This window comes from Streptomyces sp. NPDC097107 (assembly GCF_044762405.1).
Classification (GTDB): Bacteria; Actinomycetota; Actinomycetes; order Streptomycetales; family Streptomycetaceae; genus Streptomyces; species Streptomyces thinghirensis.
The window spans coordinates 415,226-436,538 of sequence record NZ_JBIWEF010000004.1 but is presented as its reverse complement, the minus strand read 5'-3'; the positions used below and the strand labels follow the sequence as shown (position 1 = coordinate 436,538).

Sequence of the window (21,313 nt, the reverse complement as noted above, 5' to 3'; positions counted from 1 at the left end):
GGCGGGGCGGCACGTCCTCGTCGTCCGACGCCCGTCACCGCACCGGGGAGAACACTGATGCAGCCGCTCCGCGGAGTCACCGTCGTCTCGCTCGAGCAGGCGGTCGCCGCGCCGTACGCCAGCCGCCAGCTCGCCGACCTCGGCGCCCGGGTGATCAAGGTGGAGCGCCCCGGGACGGGGGACTTCGCCCGCGCCTACGACTCCCGCGTACGCGGCCTGAGCTCGCACTTCGTATGGGTGAACCGCAACAAGGAGTCCCTCACCCTGGACTTCAAGGACCCGCGCGGCACGGACGTGCTGCACCGCCTGATCGCGAAGGCCGACGTCTTCCTGCAGAACCTGGCGCCGGGGGCGGCGGCCCGGGCCGGGCTCGGCGCCGATGAACTGCGCGCGCGGCACCCGCGCCTCATCGTCTGCGACATCTCCGGCTACGGCGCCCCCGGCCCGTACGAGGGCCGCAAGGCGTACGACCTGATGGTGCAGTCCGAGTCGGGGCTGCTGTCCGTCACGGGCTCGCCGGACGACATGGCCAAGGTGGGCATCTCGGTGTCCGACATCGCCGCCGGGATGTACGCGTACAGCTCGATCCTCGGCGCGCTGCTGGAGCGCGGGCGGACGGGCCGGGGCACGCATCTGGACGTGTCGATGCTGGAGGCCACCGCGGAGTGGATGGGCTTCCCCCTCTACTACGCCTTCGACGGGGCCGAGCCGCCACCGCGGGCGGGCGCCGCGCACGCGACGATCCACCCGTACGGGCCTTTCACGGCGGGTGACGGCAAGGTCGTCATGATGGCCGTCCAGAACGACCGCGAGTGGCGCGGTTTCTGCGCGGGCTTCCTGGACCGACCGGAGCTGGCCGAGCACCCGGACTACGCCACCAACGCGGACCGCAACGCGCACCGGGAGGCGCTGGGCGCGCTGATCGCGGCCCGTTTCGCGGAGCTGACCAGCGTCGAGGCGATCGAACGGCTCAGCGCGGTGCCGGTCGCGAGCGCCCGGGTGAACACGCTCGCCGAGGTGTGGGACCACCCCCAGCTGGCGGCGCGCGGCCGCTGGCACCAGGTGCCCACGCCGGCCGGTCCCGTACCGGCGCTCGCGCCGCCGGGCCCGACCGGGGACGCGCCCCGCATGGACGCGGTGCCGGCCCCGGGCGAGCACACCCGCGCCGTACTCGGCGAGCTGGGCCTGTCCGAGGAGGCCGTGGACGCGCTCGTCGCGGACGGGGTGGCGTGAGCGGAGACCCGACCGACCGCGCCGGTCAGCGGGTGCCCTGCTTCCGGGCGACGGCGAAGACGCGGCGGAAGGGGAACGGGGTGCCGTGCGCCCCGGCGGGGTAGGCGGCGCGCAGGACGTTCCGGTACTCCTCGACGAACGCGTCGCACGCTTCCGGGTCGTCGTCGAGCGCGGTGAGCACGGGCCGCAGCCCCGTCCCCTTCACCCAGTCCAGTACGGCGTCCTCGCCGGGCAGCAGATGGACGTACGTCGTCTCCCAGACGTCGGCGGTGCAGCCGGCGGCGGTCAGGTGGGCGAGGTAGGCCTCGGGCGTGAGGACGGCGCCGTCGTGGCGCAGGGTGCCGGCGAGGCGGTCCCGCCAGCGCCGGGAGTGGGCGAGTTCGCGCATCAGGCGGTGGCTTGGGGCGTCGAAGTTGCCGGGCACCTGGAAGGCGAGAACGCCGCCGGGGGCGAGTGCGCCGATCCAGTCGGCGAAGCGCTCGACGTGACCGGGGACCCACTGGAGGGTGGCGTTGCTGATGAGGAGGTCGTGCGGCTCGGCGGGGGTCCAGGTGCGGGCGTCGGCGGGGGCGAACTCGATGCGGCCGCCCTGCGGTGTGGGCCCGGCGTGTTCCCGGGCCCGTCCGAGCATCCGGGGTGAGTTGTCGTAGCCGGTGATGCGGGCGGTGGGCCAGCGGTCGGCGAGCAGGGCGGTGACGTTGCCGGGGCCGCAGCCCAGGTCGGCGATGCGGGGCGGTTCCCCATGGGGTCCTTCCTCGCTCGAACGGAGTGGAGAGCTTGGGGAAAGGTCCGGGACGCGGGCGAGGAGGTCGGTGAACGGGCGGGCGCGGGGCCCGGCGTGGCGCAGATACTGGGCGGGGTCCCACGTGGGCGCGGTGGCGGGCATGGAGCCTCCAGGAACTGGACCGGACCGGCTGTCCGGGCCGGGTACCCAGCGTCACGCGCAAACTATCTCGACGTCAAGACAGTCAACATCAAGAGACTTCACGTCGACACAACCACTACACTGATCGTCATGGAGGACGAGGTCGATCGGCTGGTCGCAGCATGGCGCCGGGAGCGCCCGGACCTCGACGTGGAACCGCTCGAGGTACTGAGCCGGGTCAGCAGGCTCGCCCGGCACCTGGACCGCGCACGCCGTCTGGCCTTCTCCGAACACGAACTGGAGCCCTGGGAGTTCGACGTCCTGACGGCCCTGCGCCGCGCGGGCACCCCGTACCAGCTCTCGCCGGGGCAACTCCTCACCCAGACCCTCGTCACCTCGGGCACGATGACCAACCGTATCGACCGCCTGGCCAAGAAGGGCCTGGTGGAGCGTCTGCCCGACCCCAGCGACCGGCGCGGCGTACTGGTCCGGCTCACGGACGAGGGCCGCGACCGCGCCGACCAGTCGCTCGCCGGCCTGCTGGCGCAGGAGCGCGCCATCCTGGCCGAACTCTCCCGGACCCAGCGCAGCGAACTGGCGGCGCTGCTGCGCCAGCTGACCGCCCCGTTCGACAACATCCCCGGTTGAGGGCCTCCCGGGCAGCTCGTGCCGCGGACGCGGGGGCCGGCACGCGCGTCTGCCGCGTTGCCGTCGGATGCCAGGTCTCCGCCCTGTCGCCCTCCTCCGCCTTGTAACCGCACGCACCAGCCCCCGCTCACCGGCGTGGTCAGGCGCTGTTGCTTTCCTGCGACCCGATCTGCCCGGGAGGCCCCAGGTCGGCCGGCCCCACCCCGGCCCGCCTCGCCAGTGCCACGGCGGCGAGGGTGGAGTGGACGCCCAGCTTGCCCAGCACGTTCTGCATGTGCGTCCGCACGGTGTGCGGGGACAGGTACAGCCGCTCGGCGACCGCCTTGCGCCCCAGCCCGGCCACCATGCAGCGCAGCACCTCCCGCTCCCGCGGGGTCAGCGACTCCACCAGCCGTTCGCTCTCGGTGCGGTGTTTGCGGGCGGCGGTGAGTTCGCGCAGGACGCCGGTGAGCAGTGCGGGCGGCAGATGGGTCTCGTCGCGCAGGACGCCCCGGATGACGCTGAGCAGCCGCGACAGCGAGCAGTCCTTCGCCACCCAGCCGGAGGCACCGGCCCCCAGCGCGAGGGCGGCCCGCCAGGGGTCGTCCTTCTCGGCGAGGACGACGATCCGTACACCCGGCTGCCCCGACCGCACCCCGGCGACCAGCGAGATCCCGTCCACCAGCCCGTCCTCGTTGCCGTCCCGCACGGGCACGGCCGGGCGCGCGCCGGGCACGTGACCCCCCAGATCGGCGTCGACGAGCAGCACGTCGAACCGCCGTCCCTCGGACGCGGCCCGCTCCAGGCAGCGCAGCGCGGCCGGGCCGCTGCCGGCCGCGGAGACGTCGACGTCCGGCTCGGCGGCCAGGGCGGCGGCGAGCGACTCGGCGAAGATGCGATGGTCGTCGACGACCAGGACTCGGATACGAACCACGAAACCCCCTCCCCCGAGCTCCTGGAGGAGCAGGGGATACCCATCGTCTGTCCATCCACGGAACACGGAACACGGAAGCCGGAAGCCGGAAGCCGACACCGGCACGGGTACGACGCCCGAAGCCCCGTATCCACCTGTGCACTCGGTACTCCGGGACGGGTCGCCGCAGCCGCACGGCCGCCGCCGTGCAGTAACCGCTACCCCCGCCCCGGGCGCCGTACCCGGCTGTCTCGCCCCCTGAACGGCACCGGCCCCCACCGGTGCTGCTCATCAGAGTACGGGCGGGCGCCGGGAGCGGAAGGCTATTTGCAGAACTGACAGCCCGGCACGCTTATGGTGAGCCGCATGTTTCGTCTAGTGACAGAAGTGGACAGGGAACGACGCGATCTGCTGCGCACCCGCCTGCGGGAGACGAACACGGCGGCCTCCTCGATCCTCCGTTCCCTGCGCGGAACCCCTCACGAACGCGAATTCCCGCTGCACGTCTGGGTGCTGGACGGGACCGGCGGTCTGGCGGGCGGCCTCGTCGGCCACACCTGGGCGAGCTGGCTCCACGTGACGTACCTGTGGGTGGACGACCGGCACCGGGGCGCGGGACTGGGCTCGGCCCTGCTGACGGAGGCGGAACGAACGTCCCGCGAGGAACGCGGCTGCGCGGCGTCCCGCGTGGAGACCTGGGACTTCCAGGCACCGGACTTCTACACACGGCACGGCTACGACGTGATGTGCGTGATCCCCGACTATCCACCGGGGATCACGGAGTACACGCTGGTGAAGCGGCTGGGGTGAGCCGGGCGGACCTCGCCGAGGAATCGGCGGCAGCCACCGGGGCTGCGAAGTCGACTCGCATTGCCGGCCGTTCCCTCCTGGGCCATCCTGCCGGTTGCCGTGAAGTGGGGGGCGGAGAGGGCGGAGGGGACAAAGGCCCCCACTGCTGGGCCAGTTGCCGTCCAAAGCGGTCCACCGTCTGCCGGTTGTGTTCATACCAGCCCCTCATCCAGCGGGGGGTCAGCGCCGCCACGACGGCCAGGAGGGCGGCCAGCGCAACCAGAGCGAGCACTCGGCCGGGAAAGTCGCGAGCCACCCAGGCCAGGCCGAGGCACCCGCTGCTGAGCAACGCTGTGAAGACGACCAGCCCACGGGAGCCTTGCGTCTCGTAGGCGGTCATGCTCTGCCGGGCGGAGGCCACCTCCATGGGCGTGATCCGCCTGCCCGGTACGCCCGGTGGTCCGGCGGAAGGCCATGCCTGGGGCGGCAGGGGCCCGCCGGCGCGCAGTCGGTCCAGCGTGACCTGGACTCGTCGACGGACATCCGGGGAGTCGTCGCGGAGGTAGGTCAGCCGCCACTGCCCCCGGGTGACGATGTCCCTCTCGTGGAGCCTGTAGCCCAGCTCGAAGGCGATCGCCTCGATCCTGTCACTCTGCAGTATGTCGAGCCCCCGAAGCGTGAACTCTGCGGTGCCTCACCCATCGAAGTGCTCGAGTATTTGCTCGTCCTTAAAAGGGGCTCGCTTCTCCTGCCGTGCGGCACGCCCCTGGGACCTCCAATTCTGACCTCCGCGACCAAGCCCTGGCGGGCAGGCGGATCAGCGCAGGCCGGCGAAAAGGTCGCTCTCGGGCACGGGCGCGTCGGTGGTGTCCTTGACGCGTACGAACGTCTCCATGCCCATGAACTCGCCGAACCTCTCCTTGCCCATCCTGAGGAAGAAGATGTTCTCGCCCTGACTGGCGTGCGCGGCCAGCGCGTCGAACTTCTGGCCGCTGAACGCCGTGGTGTCCACCCACGTGGTGATCTCGTCGTCGGGGAGGCCGATCTCGGCCATCGCGGCGGCCTCGGCGGGGTCCGGCTCCGGCATGTCCGGATGGAACTCGCGCATGATCTCACCGAACCGCTGCATCCCTGAGCGGGGCATCGTCGTCCAGTACACCTTCGGTGTCAGCGAGGTCGTCTCGAGCGCCGCCATCGTGATGCGGTGGGCCTGGATGTGGTCGGGGTGGCCGTAGAAGCCGTTCTCGTCGTAGGTGACGACCACATCGGGGCGGTAGTGCCGCATGAGTTCCGCGAGTCGGGCGGCGCCTTCCTCCACGGGGGTCCGCCAGAAGGACCCGGGGGCGTCGTTGCTCGGCCAGCCCATCATTCCGGAGTCGGGGTAGTCCAGCGTCTCCAGATCGCTGACCTTCAGGGCCTCACAGCTCGCCTCGAGTTCTTGACGGCGCATCAAGGCGACGGCCGCCGGATCGTGCCCCGGTTCGCCCGGCTTGACACCCCCCGGTCCGTCACCGCATCCGCCGTCGGTACACGTCACGAGAACCGTGCGGATGCCTTCCGCCGCGTACCGGGCGAGGACCCCGCCGGTCCCGGTGGCCTCGTCGTCGGGGTGTGCGTGCACTGCCATCAGCGTCAAGGGCCGGTCAGTCATGAAACAGTCCTCCTGCGGAGCTACGTCTTGGTCCGGGCGCGCGGCGGCGTACCGCGGCCCAGAGACCCGGATTCCGGCAGGCGGACAAGTTCGCGTCCTCCATGTTTCCGCCGATGCGGCGCCGGCGCCTCGGCTGATGCAACAGTGCCGACCGGCCCGGCTGTTCCCCGAGCGGCCGGTGGCCTTCCGGGCGCCGGCGTTCCGAGCCGAGACCGGCTCCCCTGAGGGCGTGTGTGAGGCCGTCTCTCTGCCCCCGCCTCACCCCACCCGCCGAGCCCCCGCCGCAGGCACCGCCTCGAACACGCGTGGGGCCGTGAAGGCCGACGCCGCGAAGGCCTCCTCCACCGCCTTGGTGATGGCGTCGACGTCGGACTCCTCCGCCAGGACGATCGCCGCGCCGCCGAAGCCGCCGCCGGTCATGCGGGCGCCGAGGGCGCCGGAGGCGAGGGCCGTGTCGACGACCAGGTCGAGTTCCGGGCAGGAGATGCGGAAATCGTCGCGCAGGGAGGCGTGGCCCTCGATCAGGACGGGGCCGATGGCGCGGGTGTCGCCGGATTCGAGGAGGGACACGACGCGTTCGACGCGCTCGTCCTCCGTGACGACGTGCCGGACGAGGCGGAGCACGTCCTCGTCGTCGGCCAGGCGCTCCAGGGCGGAGTCGAGCTCCGCGTACGGCACGTCCCGCAGCGCGTCGACGCCCAGCAGTGCGGCGCCCTTCTCGCAGCCCGCGCGGCGCTTGCCGTACTCGCCCTCGCTGTGGGAGTGCTTGACCTGCGTGTCGACGACGAGGAGGCGCAGGCCCTCGGCCGCGAGGTCGAAGGGGATCTGGCGCTGGGAGAGGTCGCGGGTGTCGAGGAAGAGGGCGTGGCCCGCTTCGCAGCAGGCGGATGCCGTCTGGTCCATGATGCCGACCGGGGCGCCCACGTAGACGTTCTCCGCGCGCTGGCACAGGCGGGCCAGTTGCCAGCCGCGCAGGCCGAGGGAGTAGAGGTCGTTCAGGGCGAGGGCGACCACCACCTCGAGGGCCGCCGAGGAGGAGAGGCCCGCGCCCGACGGGACCGTCGAGGCCAGGTGGATGTCGGCACCGGTCAGCTCGTGGCCGGCCTCGCGCAGCGCCCAGACGACGCCCGAGGGGTACGCGGTCCAGGACTTGTCCGACTCGGGGGTGAGGTCCGCGACGCGCAGCACTACCGGGTCGGCCGCGATGTCCGCCGAGTGCAGGCGCAGGATGCCGTCGTCGCGCCGGGAGACCGCCGCGACCGCGGTGTGCGGCAGGGCGAACGGCATGACGAAGCCGTCGTTGTAGTCGGTGTGCTCGCCGATGAGGTTCACCCGGCCCGGCGCCGCCCACACTCCCTCGGGGTCCGCCCCGTACAGCTCCCGGAACCGCTCACCGACAGCCCCTGCGACAGCCTCGCTCATGCCCTGATCCCTCGCCCTTCCTACGGTCTACTTCGCGCGCCGCTGCGCGAACTCCCACGCGTCCGCCACGATCCCCGCGAGGTCCGCGCGCGACGGGTTCCAGCCCAGTTTCTCGCGGGCCGTGCCGGCCGACGCCACCAGGACCGCCGGGTCGCCGCCCCGCCGGGGGGCCAGGACCTCGGGGATCGGGTGGCCCGTCACCCGCCGGACGGTCTCGACGACCTCGCGGACGGAGAAGCCGTTGCCGTTGCCCAGGTTGCAGATGAGGTGCTCGCCGGGGGCGGCCGCGGCCAGGGCCAGCAGGTGGGCCTCGGCCAGGTCGGCGACGTGGATGTAGTCGCGGACGCAGGTGCCGTCCGGCGTCGGGTAGTCGTCGCCGAAGACGGAGATCGCGTCGCGCCTGCCCTGGGCCACCTGGAGGACCAGGGGGATCAGGTGGGACTCGGGGTCGTGGCGCTCGCCGTACTCCCCGTACGCGCCCGCGACGTTGAAGTAGCGCAGGGAGACCGCGCCCAGGCCGTGGGCCGCCGCCTCGCCGGTGATCATGTGGTCCACGGCCAGCTTCGAGGCGCCGTAGGGGTTCGTGGGCTTCGTCGGCGCGGACTCGACGATCGGGACCTGGTCCGGCTCGCCGTACGTGGCGGCCGTGGAGGAGAAGACGAGACGGCGGACGCCCGCCGTGCGCATCGCCTCCAGCAGGGCCATGGTGCCGCCGACGTTGTTGTCCCAGTACTTCTCGGGCTTCACGACCGACTCGCCGACCTGGGAGAAGGCGGCGAAGTGGAGTACACCGTCGAACGACGCGTCCAGCCACTTGGCGGCGTCGCGGATGTCGCCCTCGACGAACGAGGCGCCCGCGGGCACGCCCTCCCGGAAGCCCGTCGAGAGGTCGTCGAGGACGACGACCTCGTGGCCGGCCTCCAGCAGGTGCTGGGCGACCACGCTGCCGACGTAGCCCGCCCCGCCCGTCACCAGGTACTTCCCGCTCATCAACTCGCTACCTCTCGCAGTCGCTGGGCCGCGCGCTCCGGGGGCACGTCGTTGATGAACACGTTCATGCCGGACTCGGAGCCCGCGAGGAACTTCAGCTTGCCGGATGTACGGCGGATGGTGAAAAGCTCGAGGTGCAGCGCGAAGTCGTCCCGCACCACGCCCTCGAAGTCCTCCAGCTGCCCGAAGGGGGCCTGGTGCCAGGCCGCGATGTACGGCGTCGGAGGCTCACCGATCCCGAAGATCCGGTCGAAGCGCCTCAAGAGTTCCAGATACAGCTGGGGGAACTCTGTGCGCGCCGCCTCGTCGAGTCCGAGCAGGTCGGGCACCCGCCGCTTGGGGTAGAGGTGCACCTCGTACGGCCAGTGCGCGGCGTACGGCACGAAGGCCGCCCAGTGTTCACCCTCCAGGACGACCCGCTCGCCGGCCAGTTCCTCCTCCAGGACGGCGTCGAACAGGTTCTCCCCGCCCGTCGCCTCCTTGTGCGCGGCCACCTGGCGCAGCATCAGGGCGGTGCGGGGCGTGGTGAAGGGGTAGGCGTAGACCTGCCCGTGCGGGTGACCCAGCGTCACTCCGATCTCGGCGCCCCGGTTCTCGAAGCAGAAGACCTGTTCGACGGAGGGCAGATGGGACAGCTCCGAGGTGCGGTCGGTCCAGGCGTCGAGCACGAGCCGGGCCTGCTCCTCGCCCAGGTCGGCGAAGGAGGCGTTGTGGTCGGAGGTGAAGCAGACGACCTCGCAGCGGCCGGAGTCGCCGGCCAGCGAGGGGAAGCGGTTCTCGAAGACCACCACGTCGTACGACGAGTCCGGGATCTCGCTCAGCCGCTCACCCGCGGAAGGGCACAGGGGGCACTCGTCGGCCGGCGGGTGGTAGATCCGGCCCTGGCGGTGTGAGGCCACGGCGACCGAGTCGCCGAGCAGCGGGTCGCGGCGGACCTCGGAGGTGGTGACGGTCCGCTCCAGCGGACGGCGGTCGACGGCGTCCCGCACGGTGTCGTCGCGCAGGTCGTAGTAGACGAGCTCGCGACCGTCGGCCAGCCGGGTCGAGGTCTTCTTCACTGCCGGACTCCTCTACACCTGCATCCGCACCCAATCACTCAACATAAACAAACATAACACATCACAACCAACCAGCAACCAAACAGCGACCCCGCCGACTCGTCGATCATCACAATCAAACAAAGAACGTCACCAGAAGTGTTCAATAACTGAACGCGGAGGCGTAAGTTCCGCTCGGATCAGTTCGCGCAACGAAGCGAGTTCGTATGCATACCCCCACACATCTAGCCGCGGAGCTTCGACTCCCCACCAACTGGCTCGACTACTCGATCCTCGGGATCTACTTCGTCGTCGTGCTCGGCATCGGCTTCGCCGCCCGCCGTTCGGTCAAGACCAGCCTGGACTTCTTCCTGTCCGGCCGCTCACTGCCCGCCTGGGTGACCGGCCTCGCCTTCGTCGCGGCCAACCTGGGCGCCACCGAGATCCTCGGCATGGCCGCCAACAGCGCCCAGTACGGCGTCTACACGACCCACTGGTACTGGATCGGCGCCATCCCGGCGATGGTCTTCCTCGGCCTGGTGATGATGCCGTTCTACTACGGCTCGAAGGTCCGCTCGGTGCCGGAGTTCCTGCTCCTGCGTTTCGACAGGGCCTCGCACCTGCTGAGTTCGATGCTGTTCGCCGTCGCCGCCATCCTGATCGCCGGGGTGAACCTCTACGCCCTCGCGATCGTCGTCGAGGCACTGCTGGGCTGGCCGCAGTGGGTGGCCATCGTGGTCGCCGGCTTCTTCGTCCTGGCCTACATCACGCTCGGCGGTCTGTCCTCGGCGATCTACAACGAGGTCCTCCAGTTCTTCGTGATCCTGGCCGGCCTCATCCCGATCACCATCCTGGGCCTGAAGAAGGTCGGCGGCTGGGACGGCCTGTCCGACTCCCTCACCCAGTCCCGCGGCGGCGACTTCATGACCGCGTGGGGCGGCACGGGCATCGGCAGCGACAACCCCCTCGGCGCCAACTGGCTGACCATCGTCCTCGGTCTCGGCTTCGTGCTCTCCTTCGGCTACTGGACGACGAACTTCGCCGAGGTGCAGCGCGCCCTGTCCGCGAAGAACCTCTCGGCGGCCCAGCGCACACCGCTGATCGCCGCGTTCCCGAAGATCTTCATCGTCTTCGTGGTGATGATCCCGGGCCTGGTCGCCGCCGTCCTCGTCCCGAAGATCGGCACGCCCGGCTCGGACCTCCAGTACAACGACGCGATCCCGTACCTGATGCAGCAGTTGCTGCCCAACGGCGTCCTCGGCATCGCGGTCACCGGCCTGCTGGCCGCCTTCATGGCGGGCATGGCGGCGAACATCTCCTCCTTCAACACGGTCTTCACCAACGACGTCTGGGCGAGGTACGTGGTGAAGGGCCGCGAGGACGGCTACTACGTGCGGTTCGGCCGCCTGATCACCGTGATCGGCGTCCTCGCCTCGATCGGCACGGCCTTCCTGGCGTCGTCGTTCTCGAACATCATGAGCTACCTCCAGACGCTCTTCTCCTTCTTCAACGTGCCGATGTTCGTGGTCTTCATCATCGGCATGTTCTGGAAGCGCGCGTCCATGAAGTCCGGCTTCTGGGGTCTGATCGCGGGCACCACCGCGGCGATGGTGAACTACTTCGTCATCTACAAGCAGGGCATCGTCGACATCCCCTCCGACCAGGGCGCCAACTTCGTCTCCGCGATCGCGGGCTTCGTGGCCGGTGCGGTCGTCATGGTCGTCGTGTCCCTGTTCACCGCGCCGAAGCCCGCCGCCGAGCTCCAGGGCCTGGTCTACGGCACCACCTCCCCCGGCATGTCCGAGGCGCCCGCCAAGGGCGACGACGCGTGGTACCGCAAGCCGGCTCTCCTGGGCTGGGGCGCGGTCGTACTGGCCGCCGCCTGCTACATCCCGTTCTCGTTCTGATCGCGGGAGGATAGAGAGAGCATGTCTGATTCCAACTCCTACTCCGACAAGAACGTCCAGGACGAGGTCTCCGAGCTGGAGACCAAGTCCGTCACGGCCGCGCGGCTGTTCGACATCCGGCGGATCATCGGCGGGCTGTTCGTGGTCTACGGCGTCATCGTGACGATCGCGGGCCTCGTGGCGTCCGACGACGAGATCGACAAGGCGCAGGGGGTGAACATCAACCTGTGGACCGGGCTGGGGATGCTGGTGCTGGGGTTGTTCTTCCTGGCGTGGCTGAAGATGAGGCCCACGGCGCCGCCCACGCCGCCGATCTCTGCCGAGGAGGCACCGGAGAAGTAGCGCGGGACGCGTGCCGGGTGCCCTGCGTTCGGGGGCGCCCGGTGTCGGTGCGGGACGGGGATGGGTGTCGCGGGCCGGCGCCGGCCGGGTGCCGCTGCGCCCACCCGTGCCGCCCCCGGGGGCGCCGCCCGGGCCGTTCAGGCGCTGGGGGAGGCACGACTGACCGCGGCTACGCGCCTGATGCGCCCGCTCGGTCCAGTAGGCCCGTGCGGGCGGCCAGTGCGGCTGCCTCCAGTCTCGATCCCACACCCAGCTTCATCAGGACCCGCTGGACGTGCGTACGCGCCGTGGACGGGGCGATGCCCATGCCCGCCGCGATCAGCCTGGTGTCCTCGCCGTCGGCGACCCGGACCAGGACCTCCACCTCCCTCGGGGTGAGCATCTGCAACAGCCGCTGCCCCTCGTCGTCGGGCTGGGCCGCCGGATTCAGCAGCTCACCGAACGCCCCCTGCAACAGCGACGGCGCCACCGCCGCCTCCCCGGCCCGCGCCTTCATGATCGCCCGCTCGACGCCCTCTATCCGCTCGTCGTGCCGGACGTACCCCGACGCCCCGGCCGCGAACGCCGCCGCGATCCCGCGAGGGCTCGGCACCGGCCCCAGTACCAGCACCGCCACCTGCGGACGCTCCCGCTTGATCCGCAGCACCGGATCGAAGATGCCCGGCTCGGCCGGTGTCGCCGTCCCCAGCAGACACACCTCCGGCGCCCGGCTGATCACCAGCTCCGCCGCACCCGCGGCCGGCGCCGCCGCGGCGAGCACCCGGTGCCCGCGCAGCTTCAGCGCCGAAGCCAGCGCCTCGGCGAGCAATCGGTGGTCGTCGACCACCATGAGCCGTACTCCCATAGAGCAACCCCCCAGTCCCCCGGCACGGCCGGCGAGGACCCCGGGCTCCCCCGTCCGCGGCCCCGGCCCCCACCCCGCCCTTCATGTCCCGGAAGCTACACGCTGGCTCGACGTCTCGCTGCCCCTACCGGCGAGAACCGCCCCGGATCGCCGAAATCCCCCGCAACACGGCCCCGCCCCTGAGCAGGGACGGGGCCGCGACGGGGGCCGTGGAGCCGGCCGGCGGTGCGCCGAGCGGCGTCAGCCGCCGGTGCCGAACCCGATCGCCAGGTACTCCTTCTCATCCGCGCTGGACGGCTCGCTGGCGTACACCTGCGACATGTACAGGTGCCCCTGCGAGTAGAGGATCTCGGAGTACTCCGGCAGCATGCTCGACTCGACGTCCCGCACCGCCTCCGTCGCCGGGTTCTCCAGCAGCGTGGTCTGCTTGAACGACCCGCCGTCGATGCTCACGATCCGGCCGCCCTTGTCGTACGGCGGGCGCTTGTAGGCGATCACGTTGCCGCCGTCCATGCGCAGCGGGGTGATCGTGTAGCCGTCGCCGGCGTCGGCGCGCTGACCGGTCTGCTTGCCGGTGGCCAGGTCGAAGGCGACGACCTCGTTGGTCCGGCTGTACGACTCGCCGCTGCCCTCGTGTTCCTCGGTCGGGATGTAGAGCCGGTCGTTGCCGACCGCGAGCCCCGAGCAGTGCTCGATCTTGGTGATGGTGTCGCAGCGGGCCGCGAACTGCTCGCCCGGCGCGGAGATGCGGGTGAGCAGCTTGCCGGTCTTGTTGTCGATCGAGAAGAAGTCCGAGATGCCGCTGCCGTCGCCGGCGGAGTCGCCGACGTCGGCGGCCACGACCAGCGGGTTCGTCGACACGATGCCCGCGTACTCGATGCCCTTGGCCATCTTGTACTCGGAGACCACCTTCCCGCTCTTCGGGTCGATGGTCTGGATGTTCAGCTGTCGTGCGTCGTACGAACCGCACTTGCGCACCGCGACCAGCTTCTCGCCGCCGCCGTAGCCGGCGTCGTAGCAGGTGTCGGTGGTCTTCGGGGACCACAGGAGGTCGCCCTTGGCGATGTCCCAGGCGACGCCGCCGTCGGTGCTGCCGGCCGCGACGGTGTCACCGCTGATCGTGACGTTGTCGAAGGACATCGGCTGGTCACCGGCGGTCTTCGTCCACAGCTTCCTGCCCGCGTCCAGGTCGATGACCGCGACCTGGGTGCAGCCGTGCGAGGGATCCGCCTTGGTGGGCATGGCGGGCTGGTGGACGACGACCGTCTTGTTGTCGTCGGTGACGTGCCGGCTGGCCGTGCAGACCGGGCCGGCCAGCTTGATCGTCCACTTCTCGCTGCCCTTGGCGGGGTCGTAGCCGACGATCTCGGCGATGCCGCTCTTGGCGTACACCTTGCCGGTGAGCCACGAGCCGGAGACGACGACGCTGCTGTCCTCCTTGCTCACCGCGGGCGCGGGAACCTGGAAGAGCACCTTGGAGGCGGGGTCGGAAGGCACCTTCTCCTCGCCGCCCAAGGACTTGCCGCCCTCACCGCCCTTCTCGTCCGTGCCGCCCTTGCCACCGGTGCCCCCGCTGGAGCTCGCGGTGTCGTCCTTGCCCCCGTCGTCGGTGGAGCCGGCGTACCAGACACCGCCGCCGATGATCAGGGCGATGGCGACGACGGCCGCCACGATGATCGCCATCTGCGCGTTGATCTTCCGCCCGCCGCCCGGCCCGCCGGCCTGGGCCTGCATCGGCACGGTCGCCTGCGGATAGCCGTAGCCGGGCTGTCCGGGGTAACCGGGCTGGCCGGGCTGGCCGTAGGGCGGCGTCGGCTGCCCGTACGGGCCGGGCTGCTGGCCGGGCTGCTGACCCGGCTGCTGACCGGGGTAGCCGTACCCGGGCCGGGGCGGCGGCGGAGTCTGCGGATACCCGTACCCCGGCTGCGGCGAACCCGTCGGCGGGGTGGGCGGAGCCGCGGGCGCCTGCGGCGGCGTCTGCGGGTAGCCGTAGCCCGGCTCCGGGGTCTTGCCGAGGTTCGGCCCACCGCCCGACGGCGGGGTGGGCGGCTGTGGCGGCGGGCCCTGCGGCGGGCCCTGCGGCGGGCCCTGCGGCGGGCCCTGCGGCGGGCCCTGCGGCGGGCCGAAGCCTCCCCCCTGCGGGGGCTGGTTGGGCGGCGGGGGCGGCGGCTGGGTCATGACGTGAGTACCTCGGGGAGCGGAGACGACGGGGACGGCCGGGATGGCCGTGCGATCCGGCCTGGGCGGCCGGATCGCACGGGCCGGGCTGATCGCACGGGCCGGACGGAGAAGGTCACTTGCCGAAGGCGAGCATCAACTTCTCCTTCGACTCGTCGTTGCCGGTCAGACGGGTGGTGGAGATGTAGAAGCGCCCGTCGACCCAGTCGATGTCCTTGGAGTAGAAGCTGTTCTCGATGTCCGCGACACCCTGCGGGTTCTGCAGCAGCTCGACCGGCTTGTGGCTGCTGGTGCCGGTCGCGATCGACACGACCTGGCCACCGGCGTCGTAGGACGGCTGCACGTACGCGATGAGCTGGTCGCCCTCGACCCGCAGCGGCATCATCGACTCGTCCGCGGGGGACTTCGCGCGCCACTTCTCCTTGCCGGTGGTGAGGTTGATCGCGACGATCTCGTTGGCGCCGCTGGCCGCCTCGGTCGGCAGGTAGAGCGTGCCCGCGGCGACGGCGACGCCCGCGCAGCCCTGGAGGTCGCGGTCGAGGATGGCCCAGCCGCACTCGGGGGCGAAGTCCTCGTCGACGCCGACCTGTTCGAGGACCTTGCCCTTGGAGGTGAAGGTGGAGATGTTCCAGACCTTCTTGTCCTCGTGGGTGGCGTGGACGACGAGCGGGTCGACGGAGTAGGCGCGCTCGACCCGCCAGCCCTTCTCGTACTTGTAGGTCCACAGGACCTTGCCGGTCTTCGGGTCGAGGCCCTGGACCTCGTCGTGAGCGTTGTTGCCGCCGGCGCCGCAGGAGGCGACCTGGATGATCGTCTTCGGGCCGCTCGCGAAGCCGGCGGGGAAGCAGGCGTCGCCGTACCGCTTCTTGTCGTACAGCTTCCTGCCGCTGCGGACGTCGTAGGCGGTGCCGGACTGGGAGCGGCCGACCATCAGGATGTCGCCGCTGACGTTGAGTTCGACGGAGAGGGTGGTGTCGAAGAGTTCGCCGTCCTCGACCTCCTCCTTCCAGCCCTTCTCACCGGTGGCGAGGTCGATCTCCTGCATCTGGTTGCACTTGGCGCGGTCGCTGGAGCCGCTCATGTAGGCGACGACGATCTTGTCGCCGGCCGTCTTCTCCGGAGTGACCGCGCAGATCTTCTCCGGGAAGGTGACCGGGTCCCAGCTGGGCTTGCCGTCGCCGACGTCGTAGGCGAAGACCTGCTTGTACGCCGCCTTCACCGCGGTCTCGCCGGTGATCCACATGCCGGGGGCGTCGGCGCCGGAACCGGGGGCGTCGGGCGCCTCCTTGTACCAGAGCACCTTGGACTCACCGGCCTGGCGGCCCTCGTTGAGGTCCTCGGGGTCCTCGCCGCCGTCGCCCCTGCCGTCACCGGGGTTGACCGGGGCGCCGCCGGAGCCGGAGGGCTTGGGGTCGTCGCTCTTGCCGGCGACGGGCTTCTTGTCCTTGTCGTCGCCGCTGTTCGCGGTGACCGCCCACACGCTGCTGCCGATGACGAGCAGGGCCGCGACGGCTGCGCCGACGGCCAGGGCGGGCTTGCCCTTGAAGGGGTTGCGGGACCCCGGGCCGCCGGGCGGCGGGGTGCCGGGCGCGCCCGGGAACTGCGGCTGCGGATAGCCGTAGCCGGGCTGCCGGCCGTACGGACCCGGCTGCTGTGGCTGGGCGTACGGGCCGGAGTTGTACGGGCCCGGCTGTCCGTAGGGACCCGGCTGACCCGGTTGTCCCGGCTGCTGCGGGTAGCCGTACCCCGGCTGCGGCTGCTGCGGCGGACCGGGCGGCGGGCCCTGCGGGGGCGGCGGGGTCGGTGCCCCGAAGCCTCCCGGCGGTGGATCCTGCGGTGCTCCGAAGCCACCCTGCGGCGGCTGGTTGGGCGGCTGGCTCATCAGCGCGTTCCCCCTTATTACTCACTGATTTCTAGCCACGCCCCGAGGTACGCGCCGGCCCCGGAGTCGTTTGACGGCAGTCATTCAGACAGTTCTCGGACGGCCTTTCTATCACCCGGCCAGGAGGGCACACCGGGCCGTGCCCGCCCCTGTTCCCAAGGGAGGACCGGCTCGTGATGCCACTGTTACGGGCCTTCACGCCCTCTTCACGCCGTACGCGCCCCCCGCGCGCGGGGCTAGGCGTCCTCCGCCAGTTCCAGCCAGCGCATTTCCAGCTCCTCGCGCTGACCGGCCAGTTCGCGCAGCTCGGTGTCCAGTTCGGCCACCTTCGCGAAGTCGGTGGCGTTCTCGGCGATCCGCGCGTGCAGCTTGGTCTCCTTCTCGGAGACCTTGTCCAGCTGCCGTTCGATCTTCTGGAGTTCCTTCTTGGCGGCGCGCACGTCGGCGGCGCTCTTCTCGGGCGCCCCCGCGGCCGGCTTCGCGGCTGCCGCGAGTACGGTGGCCGCGGCCGCCTCCTCCATGCGCCGGCGACGCTCCAGGTACTCGTCGATGCCGCGCGGCAGCATCCTGAGCGCGCCGTCGCCGAGCAGGGCGAAGACCCGGTCGGTGGTGCGCTCCACGAAGAACCGGTCGTGGGAGATGACGATCATCGAGCCGGGCCAGCCGTCGAGGACGTCCTCCAGCTGGGTCAGGGTCTCGATGTCGAGATCGTTGGTGGGCTCGTCGAGGAAGAGGACGTTGGGCTCGTCCATGAGGAGCCGGAGCAGCTGGAGGCGGCGCCGCTCACCGCCGGACAGATCGCCGACCGGCGTCCACTGCTTCTCCTTGCCGAAGCCGAACGTCTCGCACAGCTGCCCGGCGGTCATCTCCCGGCCCTTGCCGAGGTCGACGCGCTCGCGGACGCGCTGCACGGCCTCCAGCACCCGCCAGGTCGGGTCGAGTTCGGCGACCTCCTGGGACAGGTACGCCAGCTTGACGGTCCTGCCGACCCGGACGTGCCCGCCCGCGGGCTGCTGCTCCCCGTCGCTGTACGCGGCGTTCGCGAGGTCCCGCAGCAGGGAGGTCTTGCCGGCGCCGTTGACGCCGACGAGGCCGATGCGGTCGCCGGGGCCGAGCTGCCAGGTGACGTGCTTGAGCAGCACCTTGGGACCGGCCTGGACGGTGACGTCCTCCAGGTCGAACACGGTCTTGCCGAGCCGCGACGACGCGAACTTCATCAGCTCGCTGCTGTCCCGGGGCGGCGGCACGTCCGCGATCAGCTCGTTGGCGGCCTCGACGCGGAAGCGGGGCTTGGAGGTGCGGGCGGGGGCGCCGCGCCGGAGCCAGGCCAGCTCCTTGCGGACGAGGTTCTGCCGCTTGGTCTCCTCGGTGGCGGCGATGCGCTCGCGCTCGGCGCGGGCGAAGACGTAGTCGGAGTAGCCGCCCTCGTACTCGAAGACGTCGCCGCGCTGCACGTCCCACATGCGGGTGCAGACCTGGTCGAGGAACCACCGGTCGTGGGTGACGCAGACGAGTGCGGAGCGGCGCTCGCGCAGGTGCCCCGCCAGCCAGGCGATGCCCTCGACGTCGAGGTGGTTGGTGGGCTCGTCCAGGACGACGAGGTCCTGTTCGTCGATGAGCAGCTTGGCGAGCGCGATACGGCGCCGCTCGCCGCCGGAGAGCGGCCCGATGACGGTGTCCAGGCCCTGCGGGAAGCCCGGCATGTCCAGCCCGCCGAACAGCCCGGTCAGCACGTCCCTGATCTTGGCGTTGCCGGCCCACTCGTGGTCGGCGAGGTCGCCGATGACCTCGTGCCGGACGGTGGCCTCGGGGTCGAGGGAGTCGTGCTGCGTGAGCACGCCCAGCCGCAGCCCGCCGGAGTGGGTGACGCGGCCGGTGTCGGGCTCCTCCAGCTTGGCGAGCATCCGGATCATGGTCGTCTTGCCGTCGCCGTTGCGGCCGACGACACCGATGCGGTCCCCTTCGGAGACGCCGAGGGACACGCCGTCGAGGAGGGCACGGGTGCCGTACACCTTGGTGGCGTTCTCGACATTGACCAGGTTGACGGCCATTTCTCTCCTGACTGGGGGACGATCAGCCTTCAAGCGTAGGCCCTCCGGGGGGTGGGGTGACGCGGACGGGGGTGGTCACACTTTGTGATGCCGTATGTCGGACCACCCGGCTACGGTGGGGAACAGGCAGCAGGATCCCGCCCATGGGAGGAACCATGACCGCCGAGTCCGCAGAGCACCGCCGTCATCACTGGCCGGTGCCGCCCGTGGACGGTTACACCGTGGACGACCTGTTCACCCTGCCGGATCTCCCGCCGCACACCGAGTTGATCGACGGGAGCCTGGTTTTCGTGAGTGCCCAGCGGGACTTCCACAGTGTTGTCATCGATCTGCTGGTGAGCGAGTTGCGCCGCACCGCCCCCCGGGAACTGCGGGTCCGCCGTGAGATGACCGTCGTTATCGACCGCCGCAACGGCCCGGAGCCGGACGTCTCGGTCGTCCACGCGGAAGCCGTGCAGAGTCGGGAGCAGACGTACTACAAAGTCGCCGATGTTCTGCTCGCCGTCGAAGTGGTGTCGCCGGACTCCGAGGCGCGCGACCGCGACTACAAGCCTCACAAGTACGCGGCGGCGGGCATCCCCCATTACTGGCTCGTCGACATGACGGGCCAGGACCAGCACCCGGTCGTCCAGGTCTACGAACGCGGCGAGGCCACCGGCACCTATGCCCTGACCGGCATCTACCACGACCGGGTCAAGGTCAACGTGCCCTACGACATCGACGTCGACCTGACCGCGGTCAACGAGTTGTAACGCGCACCGCGTCAAGCCACCGCCGCCCCCGCCACCGCCCCCACCGCCGTACGCACCTCACGGCACGTCCCCGACGCCCGCAGCACCCCGGCGATGTCGGAAGCCGACCGCGCGTCGGTGGCGAGGAAGGCCGTCGTCGGTCCCGAGCCCGAGACCAGGGCCGCCAGCGCACCCGCCGCCCGCCCCGCGGCGAGGGTGTCGGACAGCTCGGGGAAGAGGGAGAGCGCGGCCGGCTGGAGGTCGTTGGTGACGGCGACGGCGAGCGCGGTGGCGTCGCCCTTGGCGAGGGCGTCGAGCACGGGCTGGGCCGCGACCGGCTCGGGAATGTCGAGGTCCTCCCCCAGCCGGTCGAACTCGCGGAAGACGGCCGGGGTGGACAGCCCGCGCGAGGCCATCGCGAAGACCCAGTGGAAGTCGCCGCCGACCTCCAGCTCCGTCAGCTTCTCGCCCCGCCCGGTGCCGAGGGCGGCCCCGCCGACCAGGCTGAACGGCACGTCGCTGCCCAGCTCGGCGCAGATCGCGAGCAGCTCGCCGCGCGAGGCGCCGGTGCCCCACAGGGCGTCGCAGGCGACCAGCGCGCCGGCGCCGTCCGCGCTGCCGCCCGCCATGCCGCCGGCCACGGGGATGTCCTTGGCGATGTGCAGGTGGACGTCGGGCTCGCGGCCGTAGCGCTCGGCGAGGGCGAGAGCCGCGCGGGCCGCGAGGTTGGTCCGGTCGCGGGGGACCTGGTCGGCGTCCGGGCCCTCGCAGGTGACGCGGAGTCCGCCGGCGGCCGGGGTCGCGGTGATCTCGTCGTACAGGGAGACGGCGAGGAAGACGTTGGCCAGGTCGTGGAAGCCGTCGGGGCGGGCGGCGCCGACCGCGAGCTGGACGTTGACCTTGGCGGGGACGCGGACCGTCACGCTCACTTGCTCGTCACTCCTTGTGTTCGGCGATACGCGCGAACTCTTCCACGGTCAGCGCCTCTCCGCGCGCCTGCGGCGACACGCCCGCGGCGACGAGGGCGGTCTCGGCGGCCGCCGCCGAACCGGCCCACCCCGCGAGGGCGGCCCGCAGGGTCTTGCGGCGCTGGGCGAAGGCGGCGTCGACGACGGCGAAGACCTCGCGCCTGGAGGCGGTGGTCTTCAGCGGCTCGGTCCGCCGGACGAGTGACACGAGCCCGCTGTCGACGTTCGGCGCGGGCCAGAAGACGTTGCGGCCGATGGAGCCCGCCCGGCGGACCTCGGCGTACCAGTTGGCCTTCACGGAGGGCACGCCGTACACCTTGTTGCCGGGTGCGGCGGCGAGCCGGTCGGCGACCTCGGCCTGGACCATGACGAGGGTGCGCTCGATGGTGGGGAAGGTGTCGAGCATGTGCAGGAGGACGGGCACGGCCACGTTGTACGGCAGGTTGGCGACCAGCGCGGTCGGGGCGGGGCCCGGCAGCTCGGTCACGTGCATCGCGTCGGAGTGGACCAGGGCGAAACGGTCGGCGCGCTCGGGCATGCGGGCGGCGACGGTGGCGGGGAGGGCACCGGCGAGTACGTCGTCGATCTCGACGGCGGTGACCCGGTCGGCGGCCTCCAGCAGGGCCAGGGTGAGCGAGCCGAGACCCGGTCCCACCTCGACCACCACGTCGTCGGGGCGTACCTCGGCGGTGCGGACGATACGGCGGACCGTGTTCGCGTCGATCACGAAGTTCTGGCCGCGCTGCTTGGTGGGGCGTACGCCGAGCGCTGCCGCGAGTTCGCGGACGTCGGCGGGACCCAGGAGGGCGTCGGGGGTGGGGCTGCTCACCCCGCAAGGGTAGCCGGGGGCGGCAGCGGGGCCGTCCGGACCGGGAAGGGGCGG

At 71.3% G+C, this 21,313-nt stretch carries 18 protein-coding genes; 6 read left to right on the top strand and 12 right to left on the bottom strand.

Annotated features, from left to right (window positions below; all coding sequences use genetic code 11):
* Positions 1-57 precede the first annotated feature (57 nt).
* Positions 58-1,233 (top strand): CaiB/BaiF CoA transferase family protein, encoded by a 1,176-nt coding sequence (locus ACIQ1J_RS12180; protein WP_403556448.1) that lies wholly within the window; start codon positions 58-60, stop codon positions 1,231-1,233.
* A gap of 25 nt (positions 1,234-1,258) precedes the next feature.
* On the opposite strand, the gene ACIQ1J_RS12175 is transcribed toward ACIQ1J_RS12180, so the two are convergent.
* Positions 1,259-2,119: a trans-aconitate 2-methyltransferase gene (locus tag ACIQ1J_RS12175; RefSeq protein ID WP_403556446.1), complete on the bottom strand. Its 861-nt coding sequence runs from the start codon at positions 2,117-2,119 to the stop codon at positions 1,259-1,261.
* A gap of 129 nt (positions 2,120-2,248) precedes the next feature.
* Here ACIQ1J_RS12175 and tamR point away from each other — a divergent pair, with 129 nt between their 5' ends.
* Positions 2,249-2,746 carry a MarR family transcriptional regulator TamR gene (tamR, locus tag ACIQ1J_RS12170; protein WP_403556444.1) on the top strand — a complete coding sequence of 166 codons (498 nt, stop codon included), beginning with the start codon at positions 2,249-2,251 and terminating at the stop codon, positions 2,744-2,746.
* 139 nt (positions 2,747-2,885) lie between these two features.
* Here the strand turns inward: tamR and ACIQ1J_RS12165 are convergent, their stop codons facing one another.
* Entirely contained in the window at positions 2,886-3,659 is a 774-nt protein-coding gene (locus ACIQ1J_RS12165; protein WP_403556442.1) for a LuxR C-terminal-related transcriptional regulator, read from the bottom strand.
* 333 nt (positions 3,660-3,992) lie between these two features.
* Between ACIQ1J_RS12165 and ACIQ1J_RS12160 the strand changes: the two genes are divergently transcribed.
* Complete coding sequence (locus ACIQ1J_RS12160; protein ID WP_403556440.1) at positions 3,993-4,448, top strand: GNAT family N-acetyltransferase; 456 nt, start codon at positions 3,993-3,995, stop codon at positions 4,446-4,448.
* Positions 4,449-5,244: 796 nt separating this feature from the next.
* Here ACIQ1J_RS12160 and ACIQ1J_RS12155 read toward each other — a convergent pair.
* The 4 genes from ACIQ1J_RS12155 to galT form a co-directional block, all read right to left on the bottom strand.
* Positions 5,245-6,078, bottom strand: coding sequence for a PIG-L family deacetylase (locus ACIQ1J_RS12155; protein ID WP_403556438.1), 834 nt, complete (start codon positions 6,076-6,078; stop codon positions 5,245-5,247).
* A 258-nt stretch (positions 6,079-6,336) separates the two neighbouring features.
* Positions 6,337-7,500, bottom strand: a complete 1,164-nt coding sequence (gene galK / locus ACIQ1J_RS12150; RefSeq protein WP_403556436.1) for a galactokinase — start codon at positions 7,498-7,500, stop codon at positions 6,337-6,339.
* Between the two features lie 27 nt (positions 7,501-7,527).
* Positions 7,528-8,490, bottom strand: a complete 963-nt coding sequence (galE, locus tag ACIQ1J_RS12145; protein WP_403556434.1) for a UDP-glucose 4-epimerase GalE — start codon at positions 8,488-8,490, stop codon at positions 7,528-7,530.
* Positions 8,490-9,548 carry a galactose-1-phosphate uridylyltransferase gene (gene galT, locus ACIQ1J_RS12140; protein ID WP_403556432.1) on the bottom strand — a complete coding sequence of 353 codons (1,059 nt, stop codon included), beginning with the start codon at positions 9,546-9,548 and terminating at the stop codon, positions 8,490-8,492. The genes galE and galT overlap by 1 nt, the downstream gene beginning before the upstream one ends.
* Positions 9,549-9,754: 206 nt before the next feature.
* On the opposite strand from galT, the gene ACIQ1J_RS12135 reads away from it, so the two are divergent.
* Positions 9,755-11,434: a sodium:solute symporter family protein gene (locus tag ACIQ1J_RS12135; protein ID WP_403556430.1), complete on the top strand. Its 1,680-nt coding sequence runs from the start codon at positions 9,755-9,757 to the stop codon at positions 11,432-11,434.
* 21 nt (positions 11,435-11,455) lie between these two features.
* Positions 11,456-11,776 carry a hypothetical protein gene (locus ACIQ1J_RS12130; RefSeq protein ID WP_403556428.1) on the top strand — a complete coding sequence of 107 codons (321 nt, stop codon included), beginning with the start codon at positions 11,456-11,458 and terminating at the stop codon, positions 11,774-11,776.
* Between the two features lie 169 nt (positions 11,777-11,945).
* Here ACIQ1J_RS12130 and ACIQ1J_RS12125 read toward each other — a convergent pair whose 3' ends face one another.
* The 4 genes from ACIQ1J_RS12125 to ACIQ1J_RS12110 form a co-directional block, all read right to left on the bottom strand.
* Positions 11,946-12,620: a response regulator transcription factor gene (locus tag ACIQ1J_RS12125; protein ID WP_210963401.1), complete on the bottom strand. Its 675-nt coding sequence runs from the start codon at positions 12,618-12,620 to the stop codon at positions 11,946-11,948.
* Positions 12,621-12,860: 240 nt separating this feature from the next.
* Entirely contained in the window at positions 12,861-14,798 is a 1,938-nt protein-coding gene (locus tag ACIQ1J_RS12120; protein WP_403556426.1) for a PQQ-binding-like beta-propeller repeat protein, read from the bottom strand.
* A gap of 115 nt (positions 14,799-14,913) precedes the next feature.
* Positions 14,914-16,680 (bottom strand): PQQ-binding-like beta-propeller repeat protein, encoded by a 1,767-nt coding sequence (locus ACIQ1J_RS12115; RefSeq protein WP_403556424.1) that lies wholly within the window; start codon positions 16,678-16,680, stop codon positions 14,914-14,916.
* Between the two features lie 236 nt (positions 16,681-16,916).
* Positions 16,917-18,731, bottom strand: a complete 1,815-nt coding sequence (locus tag ACIQ1J_RS12110; protein WP_403556422.1) for an ABC-F family ATP-binding cassette domain-containing protein — start codon at positions 18,729-18,731, stop codon at positions 16,917-16,919.
* Between the two features lie 155 nt (positions 18,732-18,886).
* Between ACIQ1J_RS12110 and ACIQ1J_RS12105 the strand changes: the two genes are divergently transcribed.
* Positions 18,887-19,483: a Uma2 family endonuclease gene (locus ACIQ1J_RS12105; protein ID WP_403556653.1), complete on the top strand. Its 597-nt coding sequence runs from the start codon at positions 18,887-18,889 to the stop codon at positions 19,481-19,483.
* An 11-nt stretch (positions 19,484-19,494) separates the two neighbouring features.
* Here the strand turns inward: ACIQ1J_RS12105 and ACIQ1J_RS12100 are convergent, their stop codons facing one another.
* Together ACIQ1J_RS12100 and rsmA are read right to left on the bottom strand one after the other, a co-directional pair.
* On the bottom strand, positions 19,495-20,391 hold the full coding sequence (locus ACIQ1J_RS12100; protein ID WP_403556420.1) for a 4-(cytidine 5'-diphospho)-2-C-methyl-D-erythritol kinase: 897 nt from the start codon (positions 20,389-20,391) through the stop codon (positions 19,495-19,497).
* Between the two features lie 7 nt (positions 20,392-20,398).
* Positions 20,399-21,259 carry a 16S rRNA (adenine(1518)-N(6)/adenine(1519)-N(6))-dimethyltransferase RsmA gene (rsmA, locus tag ACIQ1J_RS12095; protein ID WP_403556418.1) on the bottom strand — a complete coding sequence of 287 codons (861 nt, stop codon included), beginning with the start codon at positions 21,257-21,259 and terminating at the stop codon, positions 20,399-20,401.
* Between the last annotated feature and the right edge of the window lie 54 nt (positions 21,260-21,313).